The 17985-nt window shown below is 33.5% G+C and carries 11 protein-coding genes; 5 read left to right on the top strand and 6 right to left on the bottom strand.

Annotated elements, in window-relative coordinates; all coding sequences use genetic code 11:
* Window positions 1–121: 121 nt before the first annotated feature.
* The 3 genes from pbpC to G4D72_RS12385 form a co-directional block, all read right to left on the bottom strand.
* Window positions 122–2521: a penicillin-binding protein 1C gene (pbpC, locus tag G4D72_RS12395; protein WP_166078043.1), complete on the bottom strand. Its 2400-nt coding sequence runs from the start codon at window positions 2519–2521 to the stop codon at window positions 122–124.
* Between the two features lie 34 nt (window positions 2522–2555).
* Window positions 2556–8045, bottom strand: a complete 5490-nt coding sequence (locus G4D72_RS12390; protein WP_166078042.1) for an alpha-2-macroglobulin family protein — start codon at window positions 8043–8045, stop codon at window positions 2556–2558.
* Window positions 8046–8198: 153 nt separating this feature from the next.
* Complete coding sequence (locus G4D72_RS12385; RefSeq protein ID WP_166078041.1) at window positions 8199–8639, bottom strand: nucleoside deaminase; 441 nt, start codon at window positions 8637–8639, stop codon at window positions 8199–8201.
* A 211-nt stretch (window positions 8640–8850) separates the two neighbouring features.
* Between G4D72_RS12385 and G4D72_RS12380 the strand changes: the two genes are divergently transcribed.
* On the top strand, window positions 8851–10626 hold the full coding sequence (locus tag G4D72_RS12380; RefSeq protein ID WP_166078040.1) for a 1-deoxy-D-xylulose-5-phosphate synthase: 1776 nt from the start codon (window positions 8851–8853) through the stop codon (window positions 10624–10626).
* Window positions 10616–11563 (top strand): DUF3078 domain-containing protein, encoded by a 948-nt coding sequence (locus G4D72_RS12375; protein WP_166078039.1) that lies wholly within the window; start codon window positions 10616–10618, stop codon window positions 11561–11563. The genes G4D72_RS12380 and G4D72_RS12375 overlap by 11 nt, the downstream gene beginning before the upstream one ends.
* A 61-nt stretch (window positions 11564–11624) precedes the next feature.
* On the opposite strand, the gene G4D72_RS12370 is transcribed toward G4D72_RS12375, so the two are convergent.
* On the bottom strand, window positions 11625–12419 hold the full coding sequence (locus G4D72_RS12370) for a DUF2797 domain-containing protein (RefSeq protein ID WP_166078038.1): 795 nt from the start codon (window positions 12417–12419) through the stop codon (window positions 11625–11627).
* Between the two features lie 63 nt (window positions 12420–12482).
* On the opposite strand from G4D72_RS12370, the gene G4D72_RS12365 reads away from it, so the two are divergent.
* The 3 genes from G4D72_RS12365 to G4D72_RS13495 all read left to right on the top strand — a co-directional run bounded on the left by G4D72_RS12365 (window position 12483) and on the right by G4D72_RS13495 (window position 15928).
* Entirely contained in the window at window positions 12483–13991 is a 1509-nt protein-coding gene (locus G4D72_RS12365) for a GH3 auxin-responsive promoter family protein (protein WP_166078037.1), read from the top strand.
* Window positions 13992–14188: 197 nt separating this feature from the next.
* Window positions 14189–15760, top strand: a complete 1572-nt coding sequence (locus G4D72_RS12360; RefSeq protein WP_166078036.1) for an OmpA family protein — start codon at window positions 14189–14191, stop codon at window positions 15758–15760.
* A 36-nt stretch (window positions 15761–15796) separates the two neighbouring features.
* Window positions 15797–15928: a hypothetical protein gene (locus tag G4D72_RS13495; protein ID WP_262887232.1), complete on the top strand. Its 132-nt coding sequence runs from the start codon at window positions 15797–15799 to the stop codon at window positions 15926–15928.
* Between the two features lie 83 nt (window positions 15929–16011).
* On the opposite strand, the gene clpX is transcribed toward G4D72_RS13495, so the two are convergent.
* Window positions 16012–17244 carry an ATP-dependent Clp protease ATP-binding subunit ClpX gene (gene clpX / locus G4D72_RS12355; RefSeq protein ID WP_166078034.1) on the bottom strand — a complete coding sequence of 411 codons (1233 nt, stop codon included), beginning with the start codon at window positions 17242–17244 and terminating at the stop codon, window positions 16012–16014.
* A gap of 77 nt (window positions 17245–17321) precedes the next feature.
* Entirely contained in the window at window positions 17322–17978 is a 657-nt protein-coding gene (gene clpP / locus G4D72_RS12350; RefSeq protein WP_166078032.1) for an ATP-dependent Clp endopeptidase proteolytic subunit ClpP, read from the bottom strand.
* Window positions 17979–17985: the final 7 nt, after the last annotated feature.

Here is a 17985-nt window from a genome sequence, read left to right as displayed (position 1 = left end):
AACAAAACCGCTACTCGAAAGAATAGCGGTTTTTTTATTTGATATTTTCCCTCAAAATAAATTGAAAAAATTTCACCTCTGAAACAAACCGAATACTGAAAACTGTATACCGCTGACTAAATTACTCGCTTTCAAATTCGACTTTACGTCTGATTTCATTTCCATTGGAATCTACAACCGTAATGATATGAAAACCGTTGGTGGCAAAAACAGGCATTTCGTGGAACATTTTGGTCGTTCCTAAATACTTTTGATCTACATACCAAAACAACTCCGCTGAAGAATTGGACAACGCTACTTTAAAAATGGCAGGTTGTACTTTTCCATTAAAATCTTTAGCTAAAATTACTTTTGTATTGGCTTTTGGATATATGAAATCCATAAACTTATCTTGTTGGGCATTGACACAATCTTCCCGAAAAGGTGGCAAATTCAAATAATCAACATTTTTACTTTTATAATACCATTCCATTACAGGTGGCAACACAAACCAGGGTTTAGAAACGATTTTATCTACCAATTCACAACTACTATTTACTCGAAAACGTAAAGTTTGATCTAAATGTACCATTTTATGATACGGACAAGCGGTAGTTTTCTTCGCTCTTTTAGCAATAAATTGTTTTTTTGAAGGACAAAATTCTGTAGCCAAATGCCCTGATTTTTCACAAACCATCACTTCTTCTAAATCTTTATGTGGCTCTTCAAACCATTTTGAACGAGGCAAGAATTGAAACACATCAAATAAAACGGGCGCAGCTGTATCTACTCCAGTCAACAATGGCCTTCCTTCTCCAGTTGCATTTCCTACCCAAACTCCAACTACATAGTCTTTCGTTACGCCAACAGCCCAAGCATCTCGACTTCCGAAACTGGTTCCTGTTTTCCAAGCAATTTCTAATGACGAATCATAAAAACGCCATGCCTCATCGCCTTGTGGCCGGTTGACTTCTTTCATGGCATTAAACGTTTGCCAAATGGGTGCCGCTCCAAAAATGGGTTTTTGTGCTGATTCTGAACCAAAATCTATTTTATTTTCGAATTCGTAATTCAATTGTGCCATTTCTTCTTTGCGATATTTTCCTCGAGATAAAGCATAATACGAATTGGTTCGAGACATGTAAGCATACGCTTTCGTTATATCCCATAAATTTGATTCGGCGCCACCTAAAATCAAAGACAACCCATAATTGGAAGGCGGTCGGTTAATGTTTCTTAATTTCAATTTCTGCAACTGCTCGTAAAATTTATTTACGGAATACTCTTGTAACATTAAAACAGAAGGAATGTTTAGCGAACGAGCTAAAGCTCTACTAGCTGGAACTGCTCCATCATACGTCAAGTTGAAATTTTGTGGCGTATATCCAGAAATTTGAGTAGGTACATCTGCGACTAACGTTTCTGGTAACAAATCGCCATCATCTAACATAGACGCGTATAAATACGGTTTCAAAATACTTCCAGTACTTCTTGGTGCTTCAATAATATCTACATCTTTTTGGTGTTGTTTTTCCGTTGGTGTGTTTCCCACATAACTGATAATATTATTTGTTTTCACATCTATTACAATTACCGCCATATTATACACCTGATTTTGCTTATACACTTGGTAATATTGATTCACAATTTCATTGGTACGTTGCTGTAAACTGGCTTGAATGGTTGTTTTTACTTTTTCCCCTCGATGTTCTTTCGCGACTTTTTCCACTAAATGCGGTGCAATTTTAGGCAATTCGAAAGGTTTTTGAGGCAACGTTTCTTGTAAAGAAAGCTCATATGTTTCTTTGTCTATTACATTTTCAGCAAACAACTTTTTCAATAACCTATTTCTTTTTTTAAGTAACTTTTCCTGATTTTTACCAGGATAAATTAAACTTGGTGCATTGGGTAAAACTGCTAAAGTTGCTGTTTCAGCCCAAGACAATTGATGCGGTTGCAACCCGAAATACTTCCAAGACGCCATTTCAATTCCAACCACATTGCTTCCATAAGGTGCATGTGAAGCGTAGAGTTGCAAAATTTTATCTTTAGAATGACGAAATTCTAAACGCGTAGCTAAAATCAGCTCAAGTGCTTTTTCGAAATAACTACGCTTTTTTCCATTTCGGTGTAAACGAATGACTTGTTGCGTGAGCGTACTTCCTCCGCGCACTACTCGACCCGCTTTTCTATTTTCTTGAATGGCATGTACAATTGAAACGGGATTAAATCCGAAATGCTGATAAAAATGTTGGTCTTCAAAAGCGACAATACATTTTTTAAATTTTTCAGAAATTGTATCATTTTCAGGAAAACGCCATTGGCCATCGGAAGCGATTTTCGCACCCAATAATTGTCCTTCGGCACTTTCTATAACCGTAGAATACCTATTTTCAAACAATTGAAAAGGCAAGGAAAAATAATACAACACCAACAAAACCAAACTAACAATTGATTTCTTTTTATGGTTCAGAATTTTCTGTTTGATTTTGGAATACAGCTTTAGAAATATTGTTTTCACTAACTTATATTTTAACTTCATTAGGATTATAAACCCTAATGAAGTACTTTTTAATTTATTTAATAATCGTTACCCATTGTCCTTTTGTTCTTACTATGTAATTATTATCATACATAGCTTCACATTGAATGCCTGGCAAATAGTATTGCCCTAAATAACTAGTATTCATTAAAACTCTAAACGTTCTGGATTCGCCTACGCGTAACGAGAAATAAAACTGGGTTCTGTCGTCTCGAATGTCGATATAATCTGCTACATTTTTACCAAATGAACCAAAATCGGTATAACGAGTATTCATGATTTCAAATCCAGACGGCACAATTTGTGACAACGCGATATTCTCCATTTTTTCTGTTCCTTTGTTAGAAATGGTAATTTCCGCCACCACTTCTGTTCCCTGTTTGATTTTAGAAACATCGAGTGTCGCTCCTGCTTTTGTGGTGAATTTCACCGTCGCATTTAAATTTTTCTCCATGACTTTTTCTTTTCCAACAGGTAAAATTCCGCTATTTAAAACGCGCACATATATTGGTGCTTTACTATTGTTTTTGATAGTCGTTGTATATTTCCCGGTTTTCACCTCTAGTTTTCTATCGATAAAAGATTTAGTACTGGTAACTACATTCGATTTTCCTGCATACGAATAGGTGGCGTTGATTCCAGCTCCTTTATTTTTGATGGCGAATTTAGAAATCGCATATAATGAGTAAGCTGTAGATTGTGTGCTCATGTATTTACTTGACGATAAATCTTTTGCTACTTTAATAGCTTGTTTGAAAGCTTCTGCTTTATTGTCTAACAACACATACGTTTCTAACAACATGGCTTTGTTTCTTTGTTCTGATCCATAATAATAACCGTACATATCTGCATTTAATTGTGCGGAAAGTCCTTTGATTAAATTCAACGCTGCATTTTTTTGTCCTGCTAAAGCATACGTAGCCGCTAAACGGTATTTGGTTTCATTAGAAATGGAAGCGGTTTCTCTTAATCGGTTCATAGAAGCCATATCTACATTTCCTGATAAAGCCAAAGTATACAAACGATACGCTTGTGCAAAATCATTTTTCTGAGAAGCATCATAACGCCATCTTTTAGCTTCTGTTTGTTGGAAATTCACCCATTTTTGTTTGAATGCAACAGGTAACACATATCCTTTTTTCTCCGCTTCAAACATAAAATGTCCGGCATAAGAAGTTCCCCAATCGTCTGTATTTCCATTACCTTGCCAATACGACAAGCCGCCAGAAGCGATTTGAAAATTACCTAATTTATGAATCGCAGCATTAATATTATTTTGAATTTGTGCTTTACGGTTGGCATCGATATCAACTACATCCGACAAATACAATTGTGGAAATACCGAAGAAGTAGTTTGCTCTACACATCCATGCGGATATTGTATCAAATAATTCAAACGCCCATTAAAATCAACGGATGGAAATGACGAAATTTCCAATCTGGATTTGTTGGAACCATACACACCAAATGTGGTCCAATTTAACGTTTTTGAACTGTTTGCAGGAAGCACCACTTCTACAAAATCTTGTGAAACTGGATTCGGATTCACCACATCTACCTCAACCGTGTAAACGGATTTTTCCTTTCCAGAAGTCGATATAAAACTCAACTTAGCAATCCCTGAAAAATCGGCAACAGCTACATCAAAATACACTACTTTTTCATCTGGATTTGCAAAAGTAATTTGTTGCACTTTTTTGCCAACTACTGAAATTCCGTTAGAAGCCACAACTTGTACCGCAACATTTTTAATATATTTTTCTGTTGCAAAGACAGTTACAGGAACAGTGATTCTCTCTTTTGCAGAAATTTTTCTTGGAAAAGAAGCTAGCGTCATTAATGGTTTTTTCACCAAACACGTTTGTTCTGCACTTCCGTATGCACTTTCTTTTGCATTTCCAGCCACCACCATAGCGCGCACGGAACCAATATAATTAGGCAATTTAATAGTGTGCGTTTTCGTTTGTCCTTTTTCTAATTTAAAGGGACCTAAATGAATAATTACAGGTTTAAATCGGTTCGCTTTTTTGGCCTTTCCGCCACCTAAATCCTGATCACCACCAATACTGAAAATTTGATTGATTTTTCCACCATACGCTCCAATTACATCGTCATAAACGTCCCAAGTTTTTACACCTAGTGCTTGACGTGCATAAAATTTATCCCAAGCATTTGGTGTTTTAAAATTGGTTAAATCTAACAACCCATCATCAACAATAGCAATTGTATAGGTCATTTCTTTACCGTTTTTCTCACTTACTTTCAACGTCGTTTTTTGTTCTGGTTTTAAAACCGTCGGTAAAACGATTTCAGGTTGCAATACTGTATTTTTATCAATGACTTCTATTGGAATAATTCCATACATACGAATGGGCGCATCAGTAACAGTTGATGCGTGTGGTTTTAACAATGTAATATGGATATACACATTTGGCGCCATTTCTTTAGTCGCTTCAATGGAAAATTTTGTTTCTCCTTTTTTAGATTCGATCCATTTGGTTTGAATTACTTTCGTTCCGTTTTCGATAGAAACTAATGCTCTTCCGCCTTCACTAGATGGAAAAGAAACCGCAATATCGTCGCCCACTTCATATTTATCTTTATCGGTTGCAAAAACTAACATATTTGCTGCAGACGCATCGCCTTTTTTAGTTTTTCCAGACCAAGCTGGCCAATCTATAATAGTGGTTAAACTTGTGGCATGTCCGTCATTATGATCGATAACGCGAATCAAATAGCGACCCCAATCGTTCTCAGGCACACTAAAAGCTACACTTCCTTTTCCTGAGCTATTGGTACTCACTAAATAACGTTTATAAGGCATGGTAACTTCAGAAGAATTGTAACTAGATAAATCATTATCCGAAGCATTCCACCACCATTTCCACTCTACTTTAAACACATGAACTTCTAAATTAGACACCGCTTTAGGCTGACCTTTTTCACCAACTGTAGCAATTTCAAATTTATTTACAACATCCGTTTCTAAGGTGCCATATTTATTTAGTTCTGGTGTTTTAATTCCTACATAAGTTCTATAAGGTGAAACCGTTGCTGAAACCACATCCGTACTAAAATCGCCACCTGGTTCGTAAGCTTTCGTTTGTAAAACCATTTTTAATTTACCTGGCGCTTGATTGGTTATTCTTGGTTCGATTGCCACATTTGCTGCACCATTTTCGTCCACTTTTCCTGAGAAAACGTTTACTTCTTCTGTACCAAAAGTACGCACTTCGTCGTCAAAATCGAATTTTTCAAAACCTTTAAAAGTGGTAATATCTTGTATGTATTTCGCTTGCATATCAAGTTTTAAATTTTTACCCACGGCACCATGTAACCAAGCCACACTTACATTTGCGGAATTTTTGTAATTGGCATATAACGTTGCATTTGAAAATCCGTTTTTAATTTTTAAGCGGTTTGGTTTTATGGTTTCAATTTTTAGACTTTTGTAAAAATGCACGCCTCCAATAGACACTTTTGCTTCCCAATTTCCGGTTGGATCAGAAGCACGAGTCGCGACTTTAAACTGATAATGATTCATGTCATTATACTTTTTAATTGCTTGGTAACGTGTTTTTCCTTGCGGGTCGGCTACACTTAGCTTGATTGGATGCGTTTTTTCCAATTTACTTTCCCTATCATTTAACATGAACGAAACGAATAAAGTATCACCTGGACGCCAAACGCCTCTTTCTGTGTAAATGAAACCTTTTAATCCTTTTTGAAGAGCTTCTCCACCTACGCTAAAATTACTTACCGATAGCGAGTGCCCTTCATCTAACTTTACATAAGTGGTATGATTTCCTTTGGTTATGATGGCGAAATAGGCGTATTTTTTCAAATCGATTGTTCCAATTCCATCACTATTTGTTGAAGCTTCCCCTAATTTTTGTTGTTGAAAAGTAAACAATTCAATTTTCGCATTTCCTTCTGGTTCGGTGGTAATAATATTATTCACCGCAAAAGTATAAGCACCATTTTCGCCTCTTTTAGCTACCACACCTAAATCGGACGCAATAACATTCGTGGCTATTTTAATATCGTAATAGTAAGAATCGGTACACGGATCGGCACTTTCCATCCAACTATAATTTTCATAATAGTAGTCGTCATAATATTCATCAACAGAGCGAATTTCTTCCTCCTCTTCTTCGCTTTCTTCTTCTTCGTCAATTAAATTAGAACTACATTTTAGTAAGGAATATTTTTTCTTAAAAGACAATTCTACTCTGTAAATTGCACCTGGTTCTGTTTTTACAATTTTCGATAAATCTATAGCATAGGCATTCCATTTACTATAATTGGTATAGCTGTTTGATTTTAATACAATTTTACTTTTCGAAATAGGTTGTGCTACATTTCTTAAATTTCTTCCACCATTTAATTCATTGTCTTGTAAAAATTGCAACACATTATTTTTATAAATTTGATACACTTTTACATCTATGGCACTTAAGTTGACCGCTTCGAAATTAATTTTCAAATTATTAGAACTTGGTAATATCGTACCGCTTTTTATAAATCGCACACTTGGTTTGGCATCTTCAAAAGTGATTTTTTTAGAAAACCCTTCTTTTAAGACTTTATCGATGTCATTTTTAATTCCTTCAAAAACTTCTGTAAGTAATTCGCCTTTTAGCGGACGTTCGAAAAATACTTTGAGGACATTTCCGGCAGTAGCAAATCGTAAATTAGAAGCCGTTTCCACCTGAACCAATCCACTAAAATCTTGTTCTCTGGAAAGTGGGTCAGAAAAATTGATGGATAGACTTTGCATTTCTTTCTGATCTACCCAAGAATTCACCACTTTAAAATTATTTTGTCCGGGAATTTCAACAATTTGATTTCCTTTTTGTTCAATATCTTCTGAACTTCCATTCCATTGAATGTCAATTTCTGAATCTGAAGCAAAACGTTGGATACTATCAATAGTAAAACGGTATTCATTTTTTATCGCGCCATTTTTCAGAAATTTGACTTTTAACTCTTTTCCTTTTTGTTCCGCTTTTACTAATTTATTTAAGACATCAAATTCTAAATCGTCACTTGACGTAATAGTTCCGTTAAGATATTGGTATTCTTTACTGTACGATTGTAAATCGAAAGTATTTATAGCAAAATCTTGTTTGATGGTTTTAATCGTAAAGTTAAAATCTTCTAATTTATCAGGAGTTTCTTTAAGTTTTGATAAATGAAAAGTAACTTGATATTCTGTATCTTGTTTTAATTTTTCTTTTGGGATAAAAGCTAGAGTATTAGCAGAAAGCGCTACTACTTTACCTGAAACACTTGGACTTATAGAAAATAAATCTTCATCAATTTCTTCATTTGCTTTCCAATTTTTATTATCGAAAGCCAAAACCAGTCGGATATCACTTTTGGAAGAAACCATTCCGGAACTAAAATTCAGAATGTAGTTTTTAAACAATTCAAATTTAGAATTAAAGTCTTCCGCTTTTTTTCTACATGATACCACTACAATCAATAATACGATTAATTGTAATACACGTTTTGCTTTCATAAATTGAGATAGGAATTAAGTTAATATAACATGGTTAATTTCAAAATAACTGCATCAAACCACATGCCAAATTTTAACATTTTATTCACATCTGTTAAATAAAATTAAAAGTGTCTTTTTTGGTTCAATTATGAAGTAAAAAAAAGCAGTTTTTTAGCGCTTTTTTTGAAAAAAACTGGTCATTAAAGCTGAGCACTCTTTTTCCAAAACACCAGAAATCACTTCTGTTTTAGGATGAATTTGTGTACCTAAGGTTTTATATCCGCGTTTTTCGTCTGAAGCACCAAATACAATTTTAGAAATCTGACTCCAATACAAAGCTCCTGCACACATTTGACAAGGTTCTAACGTAACATATAACGTACAGCCTTTTAAATATTTTCCACCTAAAAAATTAGCAGCGCTGGTTATGGCTTGCATTTCAGCATGAGCGGTTACATCATGAAGTAACTCAGTTAAATTATGGGTTCGAGCAATCACTGTATTATTTACAACAATTACAGCTCCAACAGGAATTTCATCTTTCTCAAAGGCGATTTCTGCTTCCTGAAGTGCTTTTTTCATGAAATATTCGTCGGTAAATATATTTTCCAAATTTTATCTTGTTTTTGATTTTGCCACGAATTCTCGAATTACTAATTAGATTGAAATATTTTAAAATAAAAAATTCGAATAATTTATCGACTTTGTCAATCCTAATTTCACAGTAAATAGATCAATTCGTGAATTCGTGGCTAATTTAAATATACATCTGCTACTTGTTCGTTATCAAAATTACAAACATTATTGTATTTTTGCTGCACAAATGGAAAATTTACTTTCACATATTACCACTCCAACCGATTTAAGAAAACTTTCTGAAAATCAGTTACCTCAAGTTGCACAAGAACTTAGAGAATTTATCATCGATATCGTTTCTCAAAAAGAAGGCCATTTAGGTGCTAGTTTAGGTGTGGTAGAACTTACAGTTGCTTTGCATTATGTATTTGATACTCCAAATGATTTATTAGTTTGGGATGTAGGACATCAGGCTTACGGTCATAAAATTTTAACTGAAAGACGAGAAATTTTTCACAAATACAGAGAAATCGATGGCATTTCGGGATTTCCTAAACGTTCAGAAAGTGCGTATGATACTTTTGGTGTAGGACATTCTTCTACATCTATTTCTGCCGCTTTAGGAATGGCGATTGCTTCCAATATTAATGGCGATACAGAAAAACAACACATTGCTATTATTGGCGACGCGTCTATTGCGAGTGGGATGGCTTTTGAAGGTTTAAATCACGCTGGCGTTACCGATGCTAATTTACTTGTGATTTTAAACGACAATGCGATGGGAATTGACCCAAGTGTGGGTGCGTTAAAAGACTATTTAACAGCTGTAAAAGAAGGGAAAAATCCGAAAGAAAACAACATAATCAAATCCTTGAATTTTGATTACTCGGGTCCGATTGACGGCCATGATTTACCGAAATTACTTTCAGAATTACAACGTTTACAAAAAATAAAAGGCCCGAAATTTTTGCACATTATCACTACAAAAGGCAAAGGCTTATCCTACGCAGAAGAAAATCAGTTGCAATTTCATGCGCCTGGCAAATTCGACAAATTAACAGGTAAGATTCTTAAACCAGAGAACGAAAATTTAGCACCTAAATTTCAAGATGTTTTCGGACACACATTGGTGGAATTGGCCAAAGAAAACAAAAAAATTGTTGGCATAACACCAGCGATGCCATCTGGAAGTTCATTAAAATATATGATGGAAGCTTTTCCCGATCGTGCTTTTGATGTGGGAATTGCGGAACAACATGCTGTTACCTTAGCCGCAGGAATGGCCACACAAGGACTTGTTGTTTTTTGTAATATTTATTCGACGTTTTTACAACGTGCTTATGATCAAGTGATTCACGATGTTGCCATTCAAAACTTACCGGTTATTTTTTGTTTAGACCGAGCTGGTTTTGTAGGAGAAGATGGCGCCACACATCACGGATTATTTGACATTGCATACATGAATTGCATTCCAAACATGATGATTTATGCACCGTTGAACGAAATAGATTTGCGCAATATTTTATATACTTCTTCGTTAGGGTTACAGCATCCTATTGCGATACGATATCCGAGAGGAAAAGGTGAAATTGTGAATTGGCAACAACCTTTTGAAAAAATTGAAATCGGTAAAATACAAACCTTAAAAAAAGGAAACAAAATTGCTGTTTTATCCACTGGAACAATAGGGAATAATGTTATGAAAGCCATATCAAATACAGGAAAACCAGAAAATTTTTCTCAGTATCATGTAGGCTGGATTAAACCTTTGGATACAGAAAAATTAAATACTATTTTTGCCGAATATTCCACGATTATTACCGTAGAAGAAGGTACGATAAATGGTGGATTAGGAAGCGTAATTAACTTATTCGCCATAGAAAACAATTACAAAAACAAAATTATAAATCGTGCGGTTTCAGATGAATTTATTGAACATGGAACCGTAAAACAATTATTTGAAATCACCCAATTAGATACCCTAAGTTTAACCCAATTATTGAGTACTACCAATGACGCTTAAAAGAATTTTATTTTTTGGATTATTCCTTTTTTCAACACTTGCTGTCGCCCAAATTATTAGAACCGAAAAGCCTGATTCAATATCAAATTGGAAAAAGATCAATAAAGTAGGATTAGATTTTACACAAATTACTTTTGTTAATTGGTCTGCTGGTGGAAACAATTCGATATCTGGATTAGCAAAAGGAAATTTTATTCGAAACTATTCTCGAGAAAACATGAAATGGAATAACGAATTGATCATTAGATACGGTATTAACAAACAAGAAAATACTGATGTTAGAAAAACAGACGATCAGATTAATTTAAATTCAACCTTAGGATACAGAAAAGACACTATTTCGAACTGGTACTTCGGAGGAAAATTTAGTTTTTTAACACAATTTGCCAATGGATATAACTATCCAAATACAGACAAAGCTATTTCAAAACCTTTTGCTCCTGCTTACATTTTCTTAGGTATTGGAGCAGAATATTCCAGAAAAGATTTAGGTTTCACGGTTTATCTTTCACCTTTAACTCAAAAAACTACTTTAGTTTTAGACAATCGTTTGGCTAATGAAGGAGCATTTGGAGTACAAAAAGCCGTTTTTGATGAAACAGGAACAGTTATCATTAGAAAAGGAAAAAAACATCGTACAGAACTTGGGGCTTTAGTTACTAGTCAGTACAAAACAAAAATTATGACCAATATTAATTTAGACACCAGAGCTACATTATACACAGACTATTTAAATGACTTTGGAAATGTTGATGTCGATTGGCAAATGGGGGTAGAAATGATCGTGAATAAATATGTAAGAGCGAATTTAGGCACACATTTATTATACGATAACGACATTAAAAATAAACGAGAAATTGATGGCATTCAAATCACAGAAGGTCCAAGAGTACAATGGAAACAAATTGTAGGAGTTGGATTAGAATATACTTTTTAAAACCATATATAGTATTTGCCACAAATTATTTAATTATGAATAATTTGTGGCCCATTATTTCTTAAAACTTCAAACTTACCACATAACCTTCGTAGGTTCTTACATTAAAGACTGTTCCATCTTCAAAAATTAAATATTGCCCTTTAATCCCAACCACTTTTCCTGAAAAATTTGGTGTTTTTTCTAAATTCAAACTAGTTACTTTAGTTGGATATTGAAGTACGGGGAATTCTAAATTGTACAACGTATCTTCTTCTATAAAATAAGGTTTAGTTTCTTCTGGCAACCATTGTTTCAAATTGCTTTTTTCTTGTGACAAACTCACCACAGGCACTTCATTTTTTAACATTTTTTGCCAGTTGGTTTTATCTGCAAAATGATTTTTCAATGCCACTTCGGCTACACCAGCTAAATATCTGTTTGGTGTTTCTAAAATAGGTAAAGCTTGAACAGCACCCTGATCGATCCAACGTGTTGGCACTTGTGTATTTCTTGTAACCCCTACTTTTATTTCACTAGACAAAGCTAAATAAACTGTATGAGGCTGCAACTGTACACGCTTTTCATATTCTAAATCTCTGTCTTCAATATCTAAATGCGCAGTGCTTAATTCGGGTTTCATAATCCAATCTGCAGCCGCTGGAATAGTTGAAAAACAATCGTAACAAAAACCTTGTCGCCATACTTTTTTGGCTTTCTTACAATTTAAACACTGATAACCTTTGTGGGTAATTTCTATATCTTTATTGAGTAACTGATTCATATTAATAAAATTCGAATCGAAAATTAAATAATACTGAATTGGAGCCCCCATTTCGGTTTCCATTTTTGTTAATGTCCCTTCAAAAGTTGTCATAAAAATTGTAATTGAAATAAAAATTATTATTTTTGGTAAAGTTATAAAAATACAACTATTCAAATGCCATTACCTATAATTAATTCTATCGCTTCTTGGATTTTAAAAAAACGTATTCATCAAATTGAATTGTTTATGAAATATCCTATTGAAGTACAAGAAGAAATTTTATTTGGACTTTTAAGAGCTGCTGAAAATACCGTTCTAGGAAAAAAATACGATTACAGTACTATAAGAAATTACGACACTTTTAATGAAAGAATTCCAGTTTCTACTTATGAAGAACTAGAACCTTACATCGAACAAACACGACAAGGTGCGCAAAATATTTTTTGGAATTCTAATATTAAGTACTTTGCCAAATCAAGTGGTACAACCAATGCAAAAAGTAAATTTATTCCTGTTAGTTCTGAAGCTTTAGACAACAACCATTACAAAGCCAGTAAGGATTTATTGTGCATGTATTTGAATAATAATGAAAATTCGCAATTGTTTACAGGGAAAAGTTTACGATTAGGTGGTAGTAAAGAATTATACGAAAACAACAATACTATATTTGGAGATTTATCCGCTATTTTAATTGACAACATGCCCATGTGGGCCGAGTTTAGTTCTACTCCAAGCAACAAAACCTCCTTAATGAGTGATTGGGAAATAAAACTACCCGCCATAATTAAAGAGAGTAGCTTAGAAAACGTTACCAGTTTGGCAGGAGTACCGAGTTGGATGATGGTCTTATTAAACAAAACATTAGAAGAAAATAAAAAAACCAACATTTTAGAAATTTGGCCTAATTTAGAAGTATATTTTCATGGTGGGGTAAGTTTTGATCCTTATAAAGAGCAGTATAAAAACTTATTCCCGTCTAAAAATTTCAAATATTACGAAATTTATAATGCCTCAGAAGGCTTTTTCGCTTTACAAGATCGTAATGATTCTAACGAATTACTTTTGATGTTAGATTATGGTATTTTTTATGAATTTATCCCAATGGATACTTTTGGAAAACCAAACCAAAAAGTAATCCCTTTAAACAAAGTTGAACTTGATAAAAATTACGCCTTAGTCATTACAACCAATTCTGGTTTATGGCGCTATTTAATTGGCGACACCATTCGTTTTACATCTTTAAATCCGTTTAGAATAAAAGTTACGGGAAGAACTAAACACCACATTAATGTTTTTGGCGAAGAATTGATGGTGGAAAATACAGATGCCGCATTAGCTAAAACGTGTTCCGAATTAAATTGCGAAATCTCAGATTATACCGTAGCTCCTATTTTTATGAAGGGAAAAGAAAAAGGGGCACATGAATGGATTATCGAGTTCAAAAAGTATCCTACAAACATTTCAAATTTCTCAGAATTACTTGATAAAAACCTACAACAAGTAAATTCAGATTATGAAGCCAAAAGATTTAACAACATGACACTGAACCCTTTAGTCTTAAATGTTGCTAAAGAAAACTTATTTTACAACTGGCTGAAAAAAAACGACAAATTAGGAGGACAACATAAAATTCCACGCCTTTCTAACTCCAGAGACTATTTAGAAGAATTACTTCAATACTAATTTATTTTCTTAAAGTACTATATTTCTTAACGTTAAAATGATGTTCTATGCATTTTAACGAATAAAGCTACTTATTATCGATTATAATTTTTTAGGTATTTATTAGAAGCCATCTTTGCATATAATTCAGAAAATAAAGTATTTATCTAATAAAAATTTATATTTTTGCGCCCCCAAAGATTTAACCTAATAAAAATATGAAAAAAAAGTTTTTAATTTTAGCCTTTTCACTATTACTTTTCAAAACAGCAGAAGCACAAGAGCCTATAAGAAATAAAAAGCTAGACTCAATTAACGACATTATCAACAAAAACTCCAAAGGTTTAAGGTTTATTTTAAATGAAGTTAGCGTTAACTCAGAGTTATCAGAAATAGGAACTTCTTTCTTTAAAAACAAATTTATCATATTGTCTAACAAAAAAAGAAGACATTATGAAACTACAGTTAACGAAGACACAAAAACGCCAAACAATAATTTATACTGCGTAAATGTAGATAGTACTGGAAATTTAACTTTTCCACTTTTATTTGCCTCAGCAATTGATTCAAAAGATAACGAAGGTACAATTGCTTTTACTCCAGATGAAAACAAAGTGTTTTTTACTCAATCTACAAAAGAAAATCCAAACGTTTACAAATTGTATACGGCCGATTTAGACATGAAATCTGATAAATATTGGACAAATATTACAGAATTAAAACTAATGGACGACCAATATTCCATTGAAACGCCTTTTGTTTCAAATGATGGTAAAAAGTTATATTTCTCATCAAATATTCCTGGTGGAGCTGGTGGTTTCGACTTATATGAAGTTGCCATTTTAGAAAATGGTTCTTTAGGTGTTCCTATGAATTTAGGTTCGAAAATAAACACCAAAGAAGACGAAAAATTCCCATTCATATCTAATGATAACAACTATTTATTTTTCTCTTCTAAAGGACATACCAACATGGGTGGATTTGATGTTTTTAGATCTTCAATAACTGATGATGGTTACCATACTGCATTTAATTTAGGAGCAACATTAAACTCAAGAAAAGATGATTTAGCCTTTGTAATGGTAAACGACACAAGAGGTTATGTTTCTTCAGACAATACAGCTACCGATGGAAATTACGATATTTTTAGATACAATTTAAAAATGGCGCCAAATACGGTTTCTAAGCTAACGATTAAAGAAAAACTAACAGGAACACCGTTACCAAACACAAAGATTATTGTAAAAAATGAATTTGGTAGAATTTTAGCAAATGGAAAAACAGATGATAAAGGAAACATTTCTGTTATTTATAATCCGCTAACCATTTACAACGTTTCTATAGAAAAAGATGGCTATGAACCGTTAACTAAACAATTAACTTCTGGCGATTTTTATGGAGATTCATCAATTGAATTGAATCAATCAAAACCTGTTGTTACTGAAACGGAGATTCAGATTGAAAACATCTATTTCGACTTTAACAAAGCGACAATCAAACAAGAATCTAAACTTTCATTAAATAAAGTAATTACGGTGTTAAATGAGAACCCAAACATGTCGATCTCAATATTTGCTCATACTGACTCAAAAGGTTCTGATGAATATAACAAAGTTTTATCAGAAAAAAGAGCTAAATCTACTTTCGATTATTTAGTATCTAAAGGTATTAGTAAAGACAGACTGAAATATATGGGAATGGGTGAAATGGAATTGAAAGTAAAATGTACTACTTGTACATCAGAAGAAGACCAATTAAACAGAAGAACAGAATTTAAAATCAACAAATAACAAACAAGAAACAACAACTATAAAAAAATCAAAAAAATGTCTATTAAAAAATGTATCGCAGTTATGGTAATCGGATTGATTTTAACCTCTTGTGCTAGTAGAGGTTGGAGTTGCAAATCGAGATATGTAAATGCAAAGCCTGTAGTAACAGAAAATAAAACGGCTTAAGCACAAAAACAACAACTATAAAAAAAAGAAAAAGGCAATCACTATTCGTAGGATTGCCTTTTTTGATAAGCATGCATTTGATTTTAAGATGCGACTTGCAACTTTTGAAGCAAATTTTTACTTAGAGTTTGTTCAGCAAACTCTCTAGTTACGTTTAATTCTTTTTCTTCCGAACTTGGCAATTCGAACATGGCATCTGTTAAGATCGCTTCACATAACGAACGCAAACCACGCGCGCCTAATTTATATTCTAATGCTTTTTCTACAATAAAATCTAAAGCAGCATCTTCAATGGTAAAAGTTACTTCATCCATTTCAAATAACTTTTGATATTGTTTAATTAAAGCGTTTTTAGGCTCTGTTAAAATGGCACGTAACGTTTTACCGTCCAACGGATCCATGTGTGATAAAACAGGCATACGACCAATAATTTCTGGAATTAAACCAAACTCTTTCACATCGCGTGGAATAATATACTGCAACAAATTATTTTCATCTACTTTATCTAAATCTTTAGAGGCACTGAAACCCATTGCCTGACGGTTTAATCTTTTGGAAATGATACGTTCAATACCATCAAAAGCACCACCGGCAATAAATAAAATATTTTGAGTGTTCACCTCAACAAATTTTTGATCAGGATGTTTTCTTCCGCCTTTTGGTGGTACATTTACAACAGAACCTTCTAATAATTTCAATAATGCTTGTTGCACACCTTCTCCAGAAACATCTCTTGTAATAGACGGATTATCACTTTTACGAGCAATTTTATCAATCTCATCGATAAAAACGATGCCTCTTTCCGCTTTAGCTACATCATAATCTGCAGCTTGAAGCAAACGTGTTAAAATACTTTCTACATCTTCTCCAACATAACCTGCTTCTGTTAAAATAGTTGCATCAACAATAGCTAATGGCACATTTAGCATTTTAGCGATGGTTTTTGCTACTAGTGTTTTTCCAGTTCCGGTTTGACCTACAACTAAAATATTACTTTTTTCGATTTCAACATCATCATTTGTAACTTGTTGCATCAAACGCTTGTAGTGATTATACACTGCCACGCTTAATACTTTTTTGGTTTGTTCTTGTCCGATTACATACGCATTTAAAAACTCATTTATTTCTTTAGGTTTACGCAACACTAAATCACCAAAAGCTTCAGAATCCATTGTTCCTTTAAGCTCTTCTAAAACAATACCATGCGCCTGCTCAATACATTTGTCGCATATGTGCGAATCTATACCTGCAATTAATAAATTAGTTTCTGGCTTTTTCCTTCCACAAAACGAACATTCTAATATTTCTTTTGCCATTTTTTTTTAGTTCACAGTCGCAGTTTTCTGTCGCAGATACAAAACTGTAAACTGAGACTGAAAACTGCAAACTGAATTTATCTTCTTAATACTTCGTCAATCATTCCGTATTCTTTTGCTTCATCTGCAATCATCCAATAATCACGTTCGCTATCTTTGAATACTTTTTCAAACGGTTGTTTAGAGTGTGTAGAGATGATTTGATACAATTCATCTTTTAACTTTAACATTTCTCTTAAATTAATTTCCATATCTGTAGCTACACCAGAAGCACCACCAGAAGGTTGGTGAATCATAACGCGAGAATGTGGTAACGCCGAACGTTTTCCTTCTGCTCCAGCACACAATAAAACCGCACCCATAGAGGCAGCCATTCCGGTACAAATTGTTGCCACATCAGGTTTAATATATTGCATCGTATCATAAATACCTAAACCTGCATAAACACTTCCACCTGGTGAGTTGATGTAAATTTGAATGTCTTTAGAAGCGTCTACACTTTCTAAAAACAATAATTGTGCTTGAATAATATTCGCCATATAATCGTCAACACCAGTTCCCATGAAGATAATTCTATCCATCATCAAACGAGAAAAAACGTCTAATTGAGAAATATTTAATTGGCGTTCTTCAATAATATAAGGCGTTAAACTTCCAACTAATTTATCGTAATATAAACTATTTACACCGTGTTTTTTTGTCGCAAATTTTTTAAATTCTTTTCCGTAGTTCATTTTAAAT

Source organism: Flavobacterium difficile (assembly GCF_011392115.1).
Lineage (GTDB): Bacteria > Bacteroidota > Bacteroidia > Flavobacteriales > Flavobacteriaceae > Flavobacterium > Flavobacterium difficile.
The sequence above is the reverse complement of the archived record's forward strand: the minus strand, read 5'-3'. Positions and strand labels throughout refer to the sequence as shown.